The 16,798-nt window shown below is 58.1% G+C and carries 15 protein-coding genes; 8 read left to right on the forward strand and 7 right to left on the reverse strand.

The genetic code is table 11. The features are described 5' to 3' along the window. Nucleotides 1–18 precede the first annotated feature (18 nt). The gene (gene tldD / locus DAQ1742_RS01685; protein ID WP_035339404.1) at nucleotides 19–1,464 is read left to right on the forward strand and encodes a metalloprotease TldD; all 1,446 of its coding nucleotides are present in this window, start codon (nucleotides 19–21) and stop codon (nucleotides 1,462–1,464) included. 440 nt (nucleotides 1,465–1,904) lie between these two features. On the opposite strand, the gene aaeR is transcribed toward tldD, so the two are convergent. Further along, nucleotides 1,905–2,849, reverse strand: coding sequence for an HTH-type transcriptional activator AaeR (gene aaeR / locus DAQ1742_RS01690; protein WP_035339406.1), 945 nt, complete (start codon nucleotides 2,847–2,849; stop codon nucleotides 1,905–1,907). A 344-nt stretch (nucleotides 2,850–3,193) separates the two neighbouring features. Here aaeR and aaeX point away from each other — a divergent pair, with 344 nt between their 5' ends. The 3 genes from aaeX to aaeB are packed head-to-tail and all read left to right on the forward strand — an operon-like array spanning nucleotide 3,194 to nucleotide 6,320. Continuing rightward, nucleotides 3,194–3,397 carry a p-hydroxybenzoic acid efflux pump operon protein AaeX gene (gene aaeX, locus DAQ1742_RS01695; RefSeq protein WP_035339410.1) on the forward strand — a complete coding sequence of 68 codons (204 nt, stop codon included), beginning with the start codon at nucleotides 3,194–3,196 and terminating at the stop codon, nucleotides 3,395–3,397. Between the two features lie 31 nt (nucleotides 3,398–3,428). Continuing rightward, nucleotides 3,429–4,352 (forward strand): p-hydroxybenzoic acid efflux pump subunit AaeA, encoded by a 924-nt coding sequence (gene aaeA / locus DAQ1742_RS01700; RefSeq protein WP_035339412.1) that lies wholly within the window; start codon nucleotides 3,429–3,431, stop codon nucleotides 4,350–4,352. Between the two features lie 12 nt (nucleotides 4,353–4,364). Further along, complete coding sequence (gene aaeB / locus DAQ1742_RS01705; RefSeq protein WP_035339414.1) at nucleotides 4,365–6,320, forward strand: p-hydroxybenzoic acid efflux pump subunit AaeB; 1,956 nt, start codon at nucleotides 4,365–4,367, stop codon at nucleotides 6,318–6,320. A gap of 4 nt (nucleotides 6,321–6,324) precedes the next feature. Here the strand turns inward: aaeB and DAQ1742_RS01710 are convergent, their stop codons facing one another. Then, nucleotides 6,325–6,825 (reverse strand): DUF1543 domain-containing protein, encoded by a 501-nt coding sequence (locus DAQ1742_RS01710; protein WP_035339415.1) that lies wholly within the window; start codon nucleotides 6,823–6,825, stop codon nucleotides 6,325–6,327. Between the two features lie 160 nt (nucleotides 6,826–6,985). Between DAQ1742_RS01710 and DAQ1742_RS01715 the strand changes: the two genes are divergently transcribed. The 3 genes from DAQ1742_RS01715 (at nucleotide 6,986) to DAQ1742_RS01725 (ending at nucleotide 12,097) form a co-directional block, all read left to right on the forward strand. Next, a complete protein-coding gene (locus DAQ1742_RS01715; RefSeq protein WP_067486535.1) occupies nucleotides 6,986–7,615 on the forward strand; it encodes a LysE family translocator in 630 nt (209 codons plus the stop codon). Between the two features lie 200 nt (nucleotides 7,616–7,815). Further along, nucleotides 7,816–8,880 (forward strand): efflux RND transporter periplasmic adaptor subunit, encoded by a 1,065-nt coding sequence (locus DAQ1742_RS01720; RefSeq protein ID WP_051123986.1) that lies wholly within the window; start codon nucleotides 7,816–7,818, stop codon nucleotides 8,878–8,880. Next, nucleotides 8,870–12,097 (forward strand): efflux RND transporter permease subunit, encoded by a 3,228-nt coding sequence (locus DAQ1742_RS01725; protein ID WP_051123987.1) that lies wholly within the window; start codon nucleotides 8,870–8,872, stop codon nucleotides 12,095–12,097. Before DAQ1742_RS01720 ends, DAQ1742_RS01725 begins: the two co-directional genes overlap by 11 nt. An 80-nt stretch (nucleotides 12,098–12,177) precedes the next feature. Here the strand turns inward: DAQ1742_RS01725 and yjgA are convergent, their stop codons facing one another. Next, complete coding sequence (gene yjgA / locus DAQ1742_RS01730) at nucleotides 12,178–12,729, reverse strand: ribosome biogenesis factor YjgA (protein WP_035339423.1); 552 nt, start codon at nucleotides 12,727–12,729, stop codon at nucleotides 12,178–12,180. Between the two features lie 203 nt (nucleotides 12,730–12,932). On the opposite strand from yjgA, the gene pmbA reads away from it, so the two are divergent. Next, the gene (gene pmbA, locus DAQ1742_RS01735; protein ID WP_035339425.1) at nucleotides 12,933–14,273 is read left to right on the forward strand and encodes a metalloprotease PmbA; all 1,341 of its coding nucleotides are present in this window, start codon (nucleotides 12,933–12,935) and stop codon (nucleotides 14,271–14,273) included. A gap of 81 nt (nucleotides 14,274–14,354) precedes the next feature. Here pmbA and rnk read toward each other — a convergent pair whose 3' ends face one another. The 4 genes from rnk to ptsN all read right to left on the reverse strand — a co-directional run bounded on the left by rnk (nucleotide 14,355) and on the right by ptsN (nucleotide 16,709). Continuing rightward, entirely contained in the window at nucleotides 14,355–14,765 is a 411-nt protein-coding gene (gene rnk / locus DAQ1742_RS01740; RefSeq protein WP_035339426.1) for a nucleoside diphosphate kinase regulator, read from the reverse strand. A gap of 165 nt (nucleotides 14,766–14,930) precedes the next feature. Further along, nucleotides 14,931–15,203 carry a PTS phosphocarrier protein NPr gene (gene npr / locus DAQ1742_RS01745; RefSeq protein ID WP_035339428.1) on the reverse strand — a complete coding sequence of 91 codons (273 nt, stop codon included), beginning with the start codon at nucleotides 15,201–15,203 and terminating at the stop codon, nucleotides 14,931–14,933. After that, nucleotides 15,200–16,054, reverse strand: a complete 855-nt coding sequence (gene rapZ, locus DAQ1742_RS01750) for an RNase adapter RapZ (RefSeq protein WP_035339429.1) — start codon at nucleotides 16,052–16,054, stop codon at nucleotides 15,200–15,202. The genes npr and rapZ overlap by 4 nt, the downstream gene beginning before the upstream one ends. A gap of 166 nt (nucleotides 16,055–16,220) precedes the next feature. Next, nucleotides 16,221–16,709 (reverse strand): PTS IIA-like nitrogen regulatory protein PtsN, encoded by a 489-nt coding sequence (gene ptsN, locus DAQ1742_RS01755; RefSeq protein ID WP_035345664.1) that lies wholly within the window; start codon nucleotides 16,707–16,709, stop codon nucleotides 16,221–16,223. Between the last annotated feature and the right edge of the window lie 89 nt (nucleotides 16,710–16,798).

Below are 16,798 nucleotides of genomic sequence, written 5' to 3' on the forward strand. Positions count from 1 at the left end.
CAATAAGAGTGACATTCTATGAGTCTGACATTTGTCAGTGAGCAATTACTCACGGCCAATAACCTGAGCCATCAGGATCTGCATTCTATTCTGGGCACATTGAGTGAGCGGCGTATCGACTACGCCGATTTGTATTTTCAGTCCAGCTATCATGAATCCTGGGTGCTGGAAGACCGCATCATCAAGGATGGCTCCTACCATATCGATCAGGGTGTCGGTATTCGCGCTATTCACGGCGAAAAAACCGGCTTTGCCTACGCTGACCAGATTACCCTTAATGCATTGCAGCAAAGTGCACAGGCGGCGCGCAGCATTGTGCGTGAACAGGGCGATGGCCGGGTGAAAACGCTGGGCGAGGTGGCGCATCGCGGCCTGTATACCCAGAATAATCCGCTGGATAGCTTATCGCGTGAAGACAAGATTGCCCTGCTACAGCGCGTGGATGCCACCGCCCGCGCCGCTGATGCGCGTGTGCAGGAAGTGACGGCCAGCCTGACCGGGGTCTATGAACTGGTGCTGGTTGCCGCCACCGATGGCACGCTGGCGGCGGATGTGCGCCCGCTGGTGCGTTTATCCGTCAGTGTGCTGGTGGAAGATAATGGCCGACGCGAGCGTGGCTCCAGCGGCGGTGGTGCGCGCACCGGCTATGACTATTTCTGGCAGCAGGAAGAGGGTGAAGCCCGTGCCGAGCACTGGGCGAAAGAAGCGGTGCGTATGGCGCTGGTGAACCTCTCTGCGGTGGCGGCTCCGGCAGGCTCAATGCCGGTGGTGCTCGGCGCAGGCTGGCCGGGCGTATTGCTGCATGAAGCGGTTGGCCATGGTCTGGAAGGGGATTTCAACCGCCGGGGCACCTCGGTGTTCAGCGGTCAGGTAGGCCAGCAGGTGGCGTCCTCACTGTGTACCGTGGTGGATGACGGCACCCTTGAAGGGCGTCGTGGTTCGCTGGCGATTGATGACGAAGGGGTGGCCGGGCGCTACAACGTGCTGATTGAGAACGGTATCCTCAAAGGTTACATGCAAGACAAGCTCAATGCGCGGCTGATGGGGGTGGCTCCGACGGGCAATGGCCGCCGTGAGTCCTATGCGCATTTGCCGATGCCGCGTATGACCAACACCTACATGCTGGCCGGTCAGTCGACCGCACAAGAGATTATCGAAAGCGTGGAATATGGCCTGTATGCGCCGAACTTTGGCGGCGGCCAGGTGGATATCACCTCCGGTAAGTTCGTGTTCTCCACCTCTGAAGCCTATCTGATTGAAAACGGGCGTGTGACCACGCCGGTAAAAGGCGCTACGCTGGTTGGCTCCGGCATTGAAGCCATGCAGCAGATTTCGATGGTCGGCAACGATCTGGCGCTGGATAAAGGTGTGGGCGTGTGCGGCAAAGAGGGCCAGAGCCTGCCGGTCGGTGTCGGGCAGCCGACGCTGAAGCTCGACAGCATTACCGTGGGCGGCACCGCCTAAGCGCGGGATTGACCAACCGCTTATCCCACGGTCATTCCACCACCTCTCAGGCCGCTGATGCGGCCTCAGACTGCTGACAAACGCGTTAAGTCCAGGACGAAGCCTCTTTCTGGCGTCAAAAACTGCGCTGAGGTGGGCGACTTCGCCGGGTGAGCCGCATGGATGCGGTGAAAGCCCGTGCCGCTCCGGGAGAGCGTCACGGGCGGCCCGAACCGCGAAGGCGAACGCCGAAGGTCGCGCGTAGCGCCGCAGTTTAGCCACCAGCCAGAGGTCAAGGAGAGGTGGCGCTTGCACCTCTCCTTGTCGTGCGTGCAATGAAGCTGCAAAGAAATAACACCGTTTATCCCGCACGAAATTCTTCACTGCCCCAACAAACCTCACCATTCACCATTACAATATTGCTGTTTATCAACAGCCTCAGGCCGCTGATGCGGCCTGTTTTATGTGCCTGCCTCTGTGTTGTGCGGGTTTTCCTGCCGATATCCCTGATAAATCAGCGCCACTTTATTGAAATAGTCCGTCAGGTAATTGATACAGACCTGGACTTTGAGCGGCAGATTATCCGGCCGGGTATACAGCGCGTATACCGGGCGCGGGTCGGAATGGTAGCGCGGGAACAGAATTTCTATCTCGCCGCGTTTTATCTCCTCAAAAACCCACATCATCGGCACATGGGCGATGCCCACTCCCTGTTTTAACCAGCGAATTAATGTCAGCGGGTCATTGGTGACAAACCGGCCCTGCGGCTGAATGCGGATTGTCATGCCTTCGGGGGCGATCAATTCAAATTCGCTGTCCGGGCGCACGCTGTACTCCAGCCAGGAAAAATTACCCATATCCGAGGGTTTTTCCGGTGTGCCGTGCTGGGCGAGATAGGTTTTAGCCGCACACACCACCATCGGCATGGAACCGATGCGGCTACAGTACAAGCTGGAGTCTTGCAGTGCGCCGACCCGAATAACGATATCCAGTCCATCGGCGATAAGATCAGGCGCGGGAATGCCGCACACCAGATTGACCGACAACCCCGGATATTCTTGCAGCATCTCGGCTGTCATATTCGCCAGCACATTTTGCGCCATGGTCGAAGAACTGCCGATACGCAGCGTCCCAATCGGGGTGTTATTAAAGGCATACAACTGCTCATGCACTTCTTGCGCTTCGTGCAGCATCCGGCGGCAGCCGTGGTAATAAATCTTACCGGCTTCGGTTAACCCAATACTGCGGGTGCTGCGGTTGAGCAGTTTTATCTGAATGTCATCTTCGAGCCGGGACAGCGTCTGGCTGACGGCAGAAACGCTCATTGCTAACTGCCGTGCGGCCGCAGTGAAGGAACCGCATTCCACCACTTTGGCGAACACCGCCATGCTCTTTAATCGATCCATTATTAACCCTGGCTTAAAAGTGATTTAGATCACATTAGGTAGATAACATAATAATAACGTCTCATACTATAGCCTGTCTGGTCATAGGGCGCGCAGTCAACTCACTGTCTTCGCGGCGATGACTGTTTCAGAAGATTAACTGCGCTGATTTAACACGATGGTAATTATCCGTTACACATCGGCCATTAAATCGGCACCCGCCATCGTGATTATTCAGTTCATGCTGTGTTTACCTGCCGTCGGCCTGTCGCTGACCGGAGGATCTGTGCCATTTTCGCGCCTGAAAAGTGGCCGCGCATGGCCGATAGCGTGGCGAGACAGCTGTGGCGAAGAAGGTTAAGAGGATGAACTCACTCCCGGTCATGGTGTTATTTGGTCTGTCGTTTCCCCCGGTGTTTTTTGTTTTGCTGGTGACACTGGCGGTGTTTTTTCTCTGTTTGCGTCTGCTGCATCCCACCGGTATTTACCACTGGGTCTGGCATCCGGCGTTATTTAATACCGCGTTATTTGTCTGCCTGTTTTATCTGCTGTTCCATTTCGGTCTTTGAGGTTGTTGTGAAAGCATCTGTTGCAAGAGTGATGATAAAAAAACTGAGCCGCGTCACTATCACGCTGCTACTGGTGCTGGTCGCCGCCGTTGCCCTTGTCAGGGTCTGGTCGTTTTATACCGAATCGCCCTGGACGCGCGATGCGCGTTTTAGCGCCGATGTGGTGGCGATAGCCACAGATGTCAGCGGCCTGCTGACGCAGGTGAATGTGCAAGATAATCAACCGGTAAAACAAGGCGATGTGTTGTTTGTCATCGACCCGCCGCGCTATCAGCAAGCGCTGGAGCAGGCGCAGGCCGATGTTGCCTATTATCAGGCGCTGGCAGATGAGAAAAGACGCGAGTCGGCGCGCCGCCAGCACCTTGGCATACAAGCCATGTCGCGTGAAGAAATTGAACAATCCGGCAATGCGTTGCAAACCACGTTACACCAACTGGCGAAAGCGCAGGCGGAGCTGGAAATCGCCCGGCTGGATTTGGCCCGCACCGTGGTGCGCGCCCCGGCTGACGGCTGGATAACCAATTTGCATGTACACGCCGGTGAATTTATTACCCGGGGCGCTAGCGCCGTGGCGCTGGTGAAAAAAGATTCGTTCTATTTGCTGGCGTACATGGAAGAAACCAAGTTATCTGCGGTGCATCCGGGTTATCAGGTGGAGATAACCCCGCTTGGCAGCAACCAGATTTTATATGGCGTGGTGGATAGCATTGCCGCTGGTGTCACCAATAGCAGCAGTACGGCGGATGGCAAAGGGCTGGCAACGGTGGATTCAAACCTGGAATGGGTGCGTCTGGCGCAGCGAGTGCCGGTAAAAATTCGCCTGGCCCGGCAGTGGGGCGACCAATACCCGGCGGGCACGACGGCAACGGTGGTCGTGACCGGCGAGCAAACCCGCAATACCCGGCCAATGTCGCCGCTGTTGCAGTTATTGCACCGCCTGCGTGAATTCGGTTAAGCGGTGGACGTGATGAATACTCCCGCATTTTTGCGCCTGCGTTTTGCGTTCAAACTCAGTACGGCGATTGTTCTCTCGCTGGTGTTGGGGTTTTATCTGCAACTGGAAACGCCGCGCTGGGCGGCATTGACGGCGGCTATCGTGGCCGCTGGCCCGGCCTTTGCCGCTGGTGGCGACCCGTTCTCCGGGGCGATTCGCCATCGCGGGATGCTGCGGGTCGCGGGAACCTTTATCGGCTGCGTCGGGGCGCTGGTGATTGTGATGGCGACCGTGCGAGCGCCGGTTGTGATGCTGACGCTCTGCTGCCTGTGGGCCGGAGTGTGCGTGTGGATCTCCTCGCTGGTAAAAGTCGAAAACGCCTATGTGTTTGCGTTGGCCGGTTACACCACGCTTATCATCATCGTGACCAGCCAGAGCGCGCCTGTGCGCATCCCTCAGTTTGCCGTTGAGCGTTGCAGTGAAATCGTGCTGGGGATTGTTTGCGCCATTTTGGGCGATTTGCTGTTTTCTCCCCGCTCGGTCAAGCAGGATATCGATAGGGCGCTGGATGCGCTCTGGGTCGGGCAGTATCAGTTATTGCAGCGCTGTGTCGCGGGCATTGCTGACGATGAGCTCGATACCGCCTGGCACGGGCTGGTGCGCCAGACTCATGCGCTCAACGGCATGCGCAGCATACTGATGCTGGAGTCATCGCGCTGGCAGGGAGCCAGCCGCCGCATCACGACGCTGCTCACCCAGTCATGGTTATTGATAACGCAAGCCTGTGAACTCCGCCTGACGCTGCAAGAGCAGCCGCAAGCCCTGAAAGGGGCTATCGCCATGATGCTGGAGCATCCGGCAGAGAATGCCGCTGATGTTGCGCGGCGCTTGCGCCAGTTGCGTTATCTGGCGGCCAGCCATAGTCGCAGCCTGCCGCCGATGCTACTCAGCTGGCTTACCGCCGCTTCTCGCTACCAGTTGCTGGCAAGAGGCATCAAAACAAACTCGCGTGTCAGCGCGCGTGAAGCGCAACTGCTGGATGCCGAGGTTGCCGTCAAAGCCAGTTCCGCAGAAACCCATCATGCCATGATTAATGGCCTGCGCACGGCGGTGGCGACCGGGCTTGGCTGCCTGTTCTGGTTATGGACCGGCTGGACTTCCGGCAGTTCCTGCATGGTGATTATTGCGGTGGTGACATCGCTGGCGATGCGGCTGCCGAATCCGCTGATGGCGGCCAAAGATTTCTTGATAGGCTCTCTGGTGGCGCTGCCGCTCGGTTCGCTGCTGTTTATGGTGGTGTTGCCTGCTACCCAGCAGAGCCTGCTGTTGCTGTGCCTGACGCTTGGCGGCATGGCATTTGTGATAGGCATTGAGGTGCAAAAACGGCGTCTGGGTTCACTGGGGGCGCTTGCCAGCACCATCAATATTATCGTGCTCAGTAACCCGATGAAGTTCAACCTCAATCAGTTTCTGGATAACGCCATTGGCCAGGTCATTGGCTGTGTGCTGGCATTGAGCGTGATTCTGCTTATCCGCGATAATACCCGCGAGCGCACCGGGCGCACCTTGCTTAACCGCTTTGTCTATGGCGCGGTGGCCGCACTTTCTACCCGCTCTGGCCGTAAACGGGAAAATCACCTGCCTGCGTTGTATCAACACCTGTTCTTGCTGCTCAACCTGTTTGCCGGTGACATAGCGAAATACCGTCTGGCGCTGTCGCTGATTATGATGCATCAGCGCCTGCGCCTGCTGGAACTGCCGGTCAGCGAGCGGTTAGCGGCGTTTCATCGCCAGCTGCGCCGGACGGCGACGCACGTCATTGATGCCTCAAGCGATCGTTATCGCAGCGAGGCGTTCTCCCAACTACTCACACAGATGGAACACTACCCGCAACTGTTGCGCGAGCATCAGGTGGCGGATGAGGCGATAGTGGCCGTTGGCCGCCTGACGCAGCTTTTGCGCAGCCATCAGCATGCATTGCTGGGCTGAGGCATCACAGCGGCTGGTAGCCTTGCCAGAGCGGGGCCGCCAGCGTGCCTGATGGGTTGGGGTGCAGATGAACATACCAGCGCTCCAGCAGGCTCAACGGCAGGCAGTCGTCCACCTCGCGCAGATCGTCATGATGCGGTTGTAAGACGCGGGTTAACAGCACTTGCCGGGCGCGCTGTTTGGCCGCTTCAGCATCGGGGGCGACGAACAGCCCAAACTGGTGCACCTCTGCCGGGTTGCCCGGCAGATAGCCGCCCATATTGATAAACCACAGTTTTTCCGGCCCGCTAAACGGCTCGGTATGGAGCGTGATATCATAGCCGTCCGCCCAGCGGCAGGGGGTGTAGCTATCGACATGAACCCGGTTTTTATCGCCAAACCAGTTGGCTTTGAGCTGTGGAAAGGCCGCCTGCGGGTGCGTATGCGCGGCAAACTGGATATCATGCAGTTCGATATTCGCACCCTGAACGCGCCCGCCGATGTAATACATAAACAGTGTGGTCATCGGGTCAACCCTGTCGTGGCAAATCGCTGGGATCGCTGTTTTTGTGGCTGTCGCGCAGGCTGTTTTATCGCGCGGACACGCCATTGTGCACCGTATTGATTATCGTAATGCGTACTTATTATCGTAAGTCGTACTCTATTGTGATGGCAGGAACAGAAGAATGACATGGCATCTTTGGCTGGTTTATGTTGGCGTTATCATCGTATTGATTGCCGTTCCCGGCCCATCGGCATTAATTAGCATGACACATGGGCTGCGGTACGGGCAACGCCGGGCGCTGTCTACCGTACTGGGCAGCGCCAGCGCCTCGCTGGTGTTAATGACGGCCTCGGCGCTTGGGCTGGGCGCGATTCTGGCGGCATCCGCCAGCGCGTTTTTGGTGCTGAAAGTGGTCGGGGCGCTCTATCTTATCTGGCTGGGGATTTGTGCCTGGCGCTCGCCGCAAACCGCCATGATGCCCGCCGTTGAGAAAGACGGGCAGACGATGCCGGGGGCGTTCAGCCTTTATCGGCGCGGATTTATGGTCGGCATCAGCAACCCGAAAGACATTCTGTTTTTCGCCGCGCTGTTTCCCAATTTTATCGATACACAATCACCGCAGATGATGCAGTTTGCTCTGCTGGCAATCACCTGGGCGGTGCTGGATTGCAGCATCATGTTCAGCTATGCCTGTATGGGCAAACGGGTGTCGTCGCTGTTTGCCCGGCCGCAACGGTTGCGCCTGTTTAATCGCGCCACCGGTTCGCTGTTTATTTTTGCCGGTTCCGCACTGGTCGCTTCCGGTAAGTAAATCCCGGCTCTGCGCGCCCTGAACGTCATGAGTTCAGGGCCGCCATTCTCTTTTTATTTCTTCCCTTCCTGTTTCTCCTCTCCCTGCCCGCCTCGCCCGGTTTTTCCTGCCGCTGGCTGATACGGATATTATCTATACTTATATTATATAATTAAGTATATTGTTTGCGGGTGCAGCGTGCGTGTGAAGAGAGGCCGAATATGTATTTCAGAGTCCCTGCATTACTGGTCAATACCGGTTGTGCTTTATGGTTGCTTGGCAGCATTCAGATGGCCTGCGCCGCCTCCCAGTCTCCGGTGCAACCGGTGACGGTTCAGCCGGTGGAGCATCACACCGGTTTTTATCACACCAGCGGCATCGTGCAGGCGGTGCGTTCTGCCCTGCTCTCCGTGCCGGTTTCCGGGCGTATTAGTATGCTTGCCGTAGTGGTCAATCAGGCCGTCAGCGAAGGGCAACTGCTGGCGCGCATTGACGGCACACCAGCAGAGCAGTCGGCCCGGGCCAGTCAGGCGCAAATTGCTGCGGCCAACGCCAGCCTGATGCAGGCAAAGAGTGAGCTGGCGCGCGCTAAAGCGATGCTGGATAAACACTACATCAGCGCCTCGGCGTTCGATAACGCTCAGGCGCAATACCGTGTTGCCGCCGCGCAAGCCAACGCGCAGATAGCCGCCGCTGAGTCAGCCAGCGCGCAGGCGATGCAGTTCCGCCTGACTGCACCCTTCCCCGGCGTGGTGGCACGCGTGGAAGGCGACCTGGGCGCGGTGGCACTGCCCGGCCAGCCGCTGATCGCCTTCTATGACCCGAGCGTGCTGCGCGTTGAGGTAACGTTGCCTGCGTCGCTGGTTGAGCAACTGCAACAGGATGCGTTGGCGCAGGTGAGCGTTGCCGGTCAGGTTGTTGACGTGAGTGCACAGGAGTGGTTTCCCACCACCGATGAACAAAGCCAGACCCGCAAGGTGCGCATCATGCTGCGTGAGGGGCAGAGCAAGGTGCGCGTGACGCCGGGCAGCAGTGCCGATGTCCTCTTTTTCTCCCGCACGCCGGGTCGGCTGACCCTTCCGGCAGCCAGCGTAGTGCAGCGCACCGGCTTTTCGGCCGTCTATCTGGCAGGCCGTGAGGGCCGCCCGCAGTTGCGCTATATCCGCACTGGCCAGACGTTAGGCGACCAGATAGAGGTGCTGGCGGGGTTGAAACCCGGCGATAACGTGATGCGCGACCCAGAGGCGGCCGCCAGCCAGTCAGAAGGGGGCCGTGATGAACGATAATGCCGCCCATCAGCAGGCACTGGTGCGCTACGGCGTCGCCGGGCGCATGGCGGCTTTCTTTCAACATGCCCATATCACGCCGCTGCTGGCTGTGCTGATGCTTCTGATGGGGGCGTTTGCCATACTGATGACGCCGCAAGAAGAAGAGCCGCAAATCAATGTCACGATGGCGAATGTGCTGGTGGCTTACCCTGGTGCGTCTGTGGCGACGGTAGAAGCACAGATAGCCCAGCCAGCCGAGCAGTTGCTGGGGCAAATGGCCGGTGTGGAGCACGTTTCTGCGCTGTCACGCCCTGGCATGGCGGTGATGACGGTGCAGTTTAAGGTCGGCGTGCCGCGTATTGAGGCGCTGGTGCGCCTCTACGACACGGTACACAGCCACGCCGACTGGCTGCCCGCCAGCCTTGGCAACACCGTGCCGTTGATTAAGCCTAAAGGCATTGAGGATGTGCCGATCGTCACCTACACCCTGTTTAGCCGCGACGCCTTGCTTGGCAGTGCTGAACTGGAGCGTATCGCCCACGCGCTGGAAGGCGAGCTCAAGCAGGTGCCCGGCACGCGGGAGGTGACAACGGTAGGCGGCCCTGGCCGCACCATTGGGGTGGAGTTTCACCCGCAGCGACTGGCGAATAACGGGCTGACGCTGGCGCAGGTGGCTCAGTCGCTGGCGGCGGCGAATGCCGGGTTGCCTGCCGGTGACATCGTGAATCAGGGCGTGGTACGTCTGGAAAGTGGCCCGTTTTTACGCTCGCAGCAGGATGTTGAACAACTGGTTATCGGCGTCAATAACGGCAGGCCGGTGTACCTGCGCGATGTTGCCGTTATCAGCGATGGCGCGCCCGCGCCCAGCCAGTACGTCTGGTACGGGGCGGCAGACCAGCCGGGCCTGAGCACTCCTGCCGTGACGCTGACTATCACCAAAAAAGCCGGTGAAAACGCCGCCACCGTCGCCAACCGGCTTGAGCAGCGGATGGCCGCGCTCACCAATACGCTGATACCGCCGCAGGTGGGCGTTGAGATGACCCGCAATGACGGTGCCAGTGCCCATGAGAAGGCGATGAAGCTGATTGAGAAACTGGTGTTTGCCACCGCCTCGGTGGTGGTGCTGGTGTTTTTTTCGCTGGGGCGGCGTGAGGCGGTGATCGTCGGGCTGGTGGTGGTGCTGACGCTGTGTGCCACGCTGTTTGCTTCCTGGGCATGGGGGTTCACCCTGAATCGGGTGTCGTTATTTGCGCTGATTTTCTCGATTGGTATCCTGGTGGATGACGCGATAGTGGTGGTGGAAAATATCCACCGCCATCAGCAGTTACGCCCGGATGCGCCTTTATCCTCCCTGATTGCCGGTGCGGTCGATGAAGTGGGCGGGCCGACGATATTAGCCACCCTGACGGTGATTGCCGCACTGCTGCCCATGGCGTTTGTCAGCGGGTTGATGGGGCCGTACATGAGCCCTATCCCGATTAATGCCTCGATGGGCATGCTGATTTCACTGGGAATTGCCTTTTCCGTGACGCCCTGGCTGGCACACCGCTGGCTAAAACGCACGCCGAGGCATGATCCCGAGCCGAATGCGCGGTTGCCGCCGCTGGTGCAGCGCGTGTTTGCGCCACTGCTGTCGGCCCGGCGGGGGCGTGGCTACCGCACAGGCGTGTTGCTTGGCGTGATGGCGCTGCTGATGGCTTGCGTCGCGTTGCCGCTGACCAAAGGCGTGATACTCAAAATGTTGCCGTTTGATAATAAATCGGCGTTGCAACTGGTGGTGGATATGCCTTCCGGCAGCGCGCTGGAGGACACCGCTGCGCTATTGCATGAGATGACTGACTGGCTGGCGCAACAGCCAGAGGTGCTGAATTATCAGGCCTATGTCGGCGTGGCGGCACCGATCAATTTTAACGGGCTGGTGCGGCAGTATGACCTGCGCCGCGGTAATGACATCGGTGATGTGATGGTTAACTTGCGCGCCAAAGGCGAGCGCCAGCGCGAAAGCCATGCGATTGCACGGGCTTACCGTGAACCGCTGGCGCAACTGGCCGCGCGTTATCACGCCCGCCTCAAAGTGGTGGAGGTGCCGCCCGGCCCACCGGTGATGGCCCCGATTGTGGCAGAAATCTACGGGCCGACGCAGGCCGGGCGTGCGGCGCTGGCCGACCAGATTGCGGATATTTTCCGCCGCACGCCGGATGTGGTGGATATCGACAGCAGCGTACAGCCGCTGGCAGAAAAACAGCTATTGCAGGTGGATAACGAGAAGGCGATGCGTTTTGGCATTACGCAGGCCAGCATAGTAGAGGCGCTTGCGACCGCAATGAATGGCAATAACGTCACGTACCTGCGTGATGACAGCAAATACCCGGTGCCGGTGCAGTTACGCCTGCCCGATGCCGCCAAAGGCGACTTGCTGACGCTGCTCAGTACGCCGCTTCGTACTGCGTCGGGCTCCTTGCTGCCGCTGGCGGAAGTGGTCAGCGTGGTTTCCCGGCCACAGGAGCGGGTGCGTTACCGTAAGGATGGGCTGCCGGTGGACTATGTGGTGGCAGATATGGCCGGGCGTGATGACAGCCCGCTGTATGGCATGTTCGCCATGCAACCGGCAATTGCCGCCCTGACGGCACCCAATCAGGCCGCGCTGCAAACCTATTTCATTCGCCAGCCCGAGGATAGCTACCGCCATTACGCCATCAAATGGGACGGCGAGTGGCAGATAACCTATGAAACCTTTCGTGATATGGGCGCGGCTTACGCGGTTGGGCTGGTGCTGATTTATCTGCTGGTGGTGGCGCATTTTGGCTCTTATCGCGTGCCGTTAATCATCATGGCACCGATACCGCTGACCCTTATCGGCATTCTGCCGGGTCATGCGCTGCTGGGGGCTCCGTTCACCGCCACGTCAATGATAGGCATGATTGCGCTGGCGGGCATTATCGTGCGTAACTCCATTTTGCTGGTCGATTTCATTCGCCTGAATGTGGCCGCCGGGGTGAGTCTTGAAACCGCAGTGATGGATTCGGTAGCGACCCGCGCTGCGCCGATTGTGCTGACCGGGCTGGCGGCGATGCTCGGGGCTTTTTTCATTCTCGATGACCCGATTTTCAACGGGCTGGCGATCGCGCTGATTTTCGGCATTTTGGTGTCAACGTTGCTGACGTTACTGGTGATCCCGCTGCTGTATTTCATGGCCTTTCGGGGGGAAACGGCGTCAGGCGAGCACAACAGATAAGGCCTGACTCACAACTGGCCGGGCCTGCGCCGACGGTTTACGCCAACAGGTCGGGGGCTGATGTGCCCCCGGCGGGTGGGTCATTGCTCGGTTTCCGCCAGCTCGCGCAGGTACTGGAAAATCTGCCGGGCCGATTTAGGCGCTTTGTTCGCCGCTTGCTCTTTTTGTGCATTACGCACCAGTGAGCGCAATTGCTGACGGTCAGCGTGCGGATAGAGCGCCAGCACGTCAGGAATAGCGCCATCGCCCTCTTCGAGCAGCCGGTCACGCAGTTTTTCCAGCTTATGGAACAGCGAGACTTGCTGGTTATGGCGGTTGCGCAGCTTATCCAGCGCCGTTTGAATCGGCTCCGGGTCGCGGGCGCGCAGCATTTTGCCAATCAACTGCAACTGGCGGCGGCGGCCCTCTTTGGTGATGCGCTGCGCCAGTTCAATGGCGGCGCGCAGGTCTTCGTCAAGCGGAATGCGGTCAAGGGCGTTCTTGCCAAGCTCGACCAGCTCGGCACCGAGTGCTTTCAAGGCTTCGGCGTCGCGCTTGATTTCACTTTTGCTGACCCAAATTATCTCTTCGTCTTCATCGTTCTGGCTGGCGTCAGGGATGTCGTCCTGCCAGTCTTCGGGATGTTTGTTCATGGTGGCTCCCCAATAAAAGAGGCTGATCCTATCAGGTTATGGGCTTTGTGCGAAATTGTCCGCTGATCCTGTTAGACTTCATCACAGGCTACCTCGTTTTCTCTGTCTGAGGTGCATGGCGGAGAGTCGCATAACCGCTCGTGGCATTCGTGTCGCTCTGTTAGCGTCTGTCTGAATGTGTTCTCACTCATTATGGCAAAGCAATGACAATCATCACGCAAGTTGCAGAACAGCGTAAAGCGCTGGAACAGGCGGTATCACAGGCGCTGGAACTGGCTCGTGCCGGTTCTGATGCAGCCGAAGTGGCCGTCACCAAAACAACGGGCATCAGCGTCAGTTCCCGTTATGGTGAAGTTGAAAACGTCGAATTTAACAGTGACGGTGCGCTGGGCATCACGGTGTACCATCAGCAGCGTAAAGGCAGCGCCTCATCGACTGACCTCAGTCCGCAGGCAATCGCCCGCACCGTGCAGGCAGCGCTGGATATCGCCCGCTACACTTCGCCTGACCCCTATGCCGGCCCGGCGGATAAAGACCTGCTGGCTTTTGATGCCCCGGATCTGGATTTATTTCACCCCGCCCCGCTTGATGCTGACCGTGGTATCGAGCTTGCGGCGGCGGCTGAACAGGCGGCGCTCAAGGCTGACCCGCGTATCACCAATACCGAGGGCGGCAGTTTTAATAGTCACTATGGCATCAAAGTGTTTGGCAACAGCCACGGCATGTTGCAAAGCTATTGCTCCAGCCGTCACTCCATGTCGGTGAGCGTGATTGCCGAGCACAACGGCGAGATGGAGCGCGATTACGCTTACACCATTGGCCGTTCGCTCGATGAGTTAAACGCGCCAGAGTGGGTGGGTGAGGAGTGCGCCCGGCGCACGCTGGCGCGCTTATCGCCGCGTAAACTGGCGACGATGCAAGCACCGGTGATGTTTGCCGCCGAGGTGGCCACCGGCTTGTTCGGCCATTTGGTTGGCGCTATCAGCGGCGGCAGCGTCTATCGTAAATCCACGTTCCTGCTAGACAGCCTGGGTAAGCCGATTTTGCCATCCTGGCTGACGATCCAGGAATTACCGCATTTACGCAAGGGGCTTGCTTCCACGCCGTTTGACAGCGAAGGCGTGCGCACCGAAGCACGCGATATCGTCAAAGATGGCGTGCTGCAAACCTGGCTGATGACCAGCTATTCGGCGCGGAAATTAGGTATGAAAAGTACCGGTCATGCCGGTGGGATCCATAACTGGCGTATTGCCGGTCGCGGGCTGGATTTCGACGCGATGCTCAAAGAGATGGGCACCGGCCTGCTGGTGACAAGCCTGATGGGCCAGGGCGTTAGCGCGGTGACGGGGGATTATTCACGCGGCGCGTCTGGTTTCTGGGTAGAAAACGGCGTGATTCAGTATCCGGTGAGTGAAATTACCATTGCCGGAAACCTGAAAGACATGCTGCGTGATATGGTCACCATCGGCGATGATATTGAAACGCGCAGCAATATTCAGTGCGGCTCCGTGCTGCTGCCCTCGATGAAGATTGCCGGTGTTTGATATATCTTGCCTGATAGACATGCCCTGATATTGCCGGTTTGCCCGAATAGCGCGGGCAAACCGGTGTCGTTATCGAGAGGGTTAGCGGTGATACTCACCTGCCGCTTCAGGCTGATAAAGCAGTTCCAGCACTTCAATCCGTGTGTTTTCACCATTCGGTAATGGCCAGGCAATGCTGTTGCCAAGGTGCATCCCCAGCAGTGCCGCGCCCAGCGGAGCCATGACGGAAATCTGCTCCCGACTGTCGCTGAGCCCTGCCGGATACACCAGCGTACGGATGTGCTCTTCGCCTGTCAGCAGGTCACGAAAGCGCACCCGGCTGTTCATGGTAACAACATCGGCCGGAATAGCGACGGGCTCGACTATCTCCGCTCTATCCAGCTCTTCACCGAGAGCCCGCGCGACTTCTGTATCAGCAAATTGAGGGTGTGCCAGCAAAGTATCAAGACGCTCTGCGTCCAGCGCACCGATAGTCAGGGGTGGTTTATCCATATTTCTCTCCAGAGGATGATGACAGGCAAATAACCCGCCTGCGCGTGTAACGCGCCGAAGGGTAAAAAGAGAATAATAAACGGATAACGCAGCGTTGCCACAGAAAAAGGTGATGATACCCAATATATGGAGCAGGGGCTGCTGGCCTTGGGCGAAAAGGGGAGGTTAATCTTCGTCGAAACCGGCCTCAAACAGCGTGATGATAGCTGCCAGTGCCTGCTCTTCATCCGGGCCGGTGACTTCAATTTCGATATGCCTGCCTTTGGCTGAGTCCAGCATCAGCATGGCAATAACGCTGCTGGCATCCGCCTCCGTGCCGCTGTCGTTGCGCAGCAACACTTCAGCATCAAAGCTTTGTACCAGCTCAAACAGTTTCATCGCCGGGCGGGCGTGCATCCCCAGCCGATTTTTCACTTCGACGGTTTGCCTGACGGTCATGATTTACGTTTTTCCAGTGTGCGGTGGCGCGACTGCACGTTTTTGCCACGGGAGCGGAAGTAGTCTGCCAGCTGTTCGGCAATGTACACCGAGCGATGTTTGCCACCGGTACAACCGATAGCAACGGTCAGATAGCTGCGGTTGTTGGTTTCGAGCATCGGCAGCCACAGCTCCAGATAGCTGCGCGTCTGGTAGATGAAATTGTGGACTTCGGTGTGCCGGTCAAGAAACGCCGCCACCGGTTTATCCAGCCCGGTCATCGGGCGCAGTTTCGGGTCCCAGTGCGGGTTAGGCAAAAAGCGCACGTCAAACACGTAGTCGGCATCAATCGGGATGCCGTGTTTGTAGCCGAATGATTCAAACACCATCGTCAATTCGCGCTCGCGCTTGCCCAGTAACCGGGTGCGCAGCATTTCGGCCAGCTCATGCACCGACATTTCTGAGGTGTCGATAATCAGGTCGGCGCGTGAGCGCAGCGGCTCGAGCAAATCGCTCTCTTCGTCAATCGCGCTTTCCAGCGACAGGTTCTTGCTGGAAAGCGGGTGCAGACGACGCGTGTCGCTGTAGCGACGGATTAACGTATTGCGATCGGCGTCAAGGAACAGCAATTGGGGCGAAAAACTTTGCGGCAAGCGCGTCAGCGCGTGCTCCAGCACATCCGGGCTTTCCGGCATGTTGCGCACATCAATACTGACGGCGGCAGAAATGTTTCTCTCTGCCAGCGAATGTGCCAGCTCTGGCAACAGCACCACCGGCAGGTTATCGACACAATAGAACCCCATGTCTTCCAGTGCACGCAGGGCGACGGATTTTCCTGAACCTGAACGACCACTGACAATCATCAGCACCATCTGACGACTCCCCCAGGCGGTGTGAGAGTGCATCACCACCGCCGTTAGCTAACTTCGTTATTTCCCGGTTATCCCGGCATCCTTCAGGCTGTGCATTCAGGCACACCTGTGTCATGCGTCTTTCGTGCATGTCATGAATGGCAACCGCAATGGCTGCCAGCGACTGTCAGGACGACGCCTGCGAGTCTGACTCCGTCATGATTTGATATAGCTCTTCGTCGCTTTGCGCTGCGCGCAGACGGCGACACACGGTTTTATCCGCCAGCCGTTTGGCGACCAGCGATAAGGTATGCAAATGGGTTTTACATTGTTCAGCAGGAACCAGCAAGGCAAAAAGCAAATCAACCGGCTGATTATCAATGGCGTCAAACGCGATAGGCTGCTCTAACTGAATAAAAACGCCGACCGCTCCCAGGGTATTCTCATCTTCCAGTTTGCCATGAGGTATCGCGATACCGCTGCCGATACCGGTACTGCCCATGCGCTCGCGGGTCAGGATGGCTTCAAACACCATTTGTGGTGGCAGGTTGAGCTGTCTGGCAGCCAGTTCGCTGATGATTTCCAGCGCGCGCTTTTTGCTTTGGCAGTGTACGGCGCTACGTGTGCACTCTTTACGGAGCACGGCGCTGAGTTGCATAACGGACTCGTTGTTCATGATACGTTCACTTAACGACACGGTTGCCTTCGGGTATCCGGCCCGCAATTGCGGCGGGCCGGCTGCGCTCCCTGCACCTGAAACAGGCA

Source organism: Dickeya aquatica (assembly GCF_900095885.1).
Lineage (GTDB): Bacteria > Pseudomonadota > Gammaproteobacteria > Enterobacterales > Enterobacteriaceae > Dickeya > Dickeya aquatica.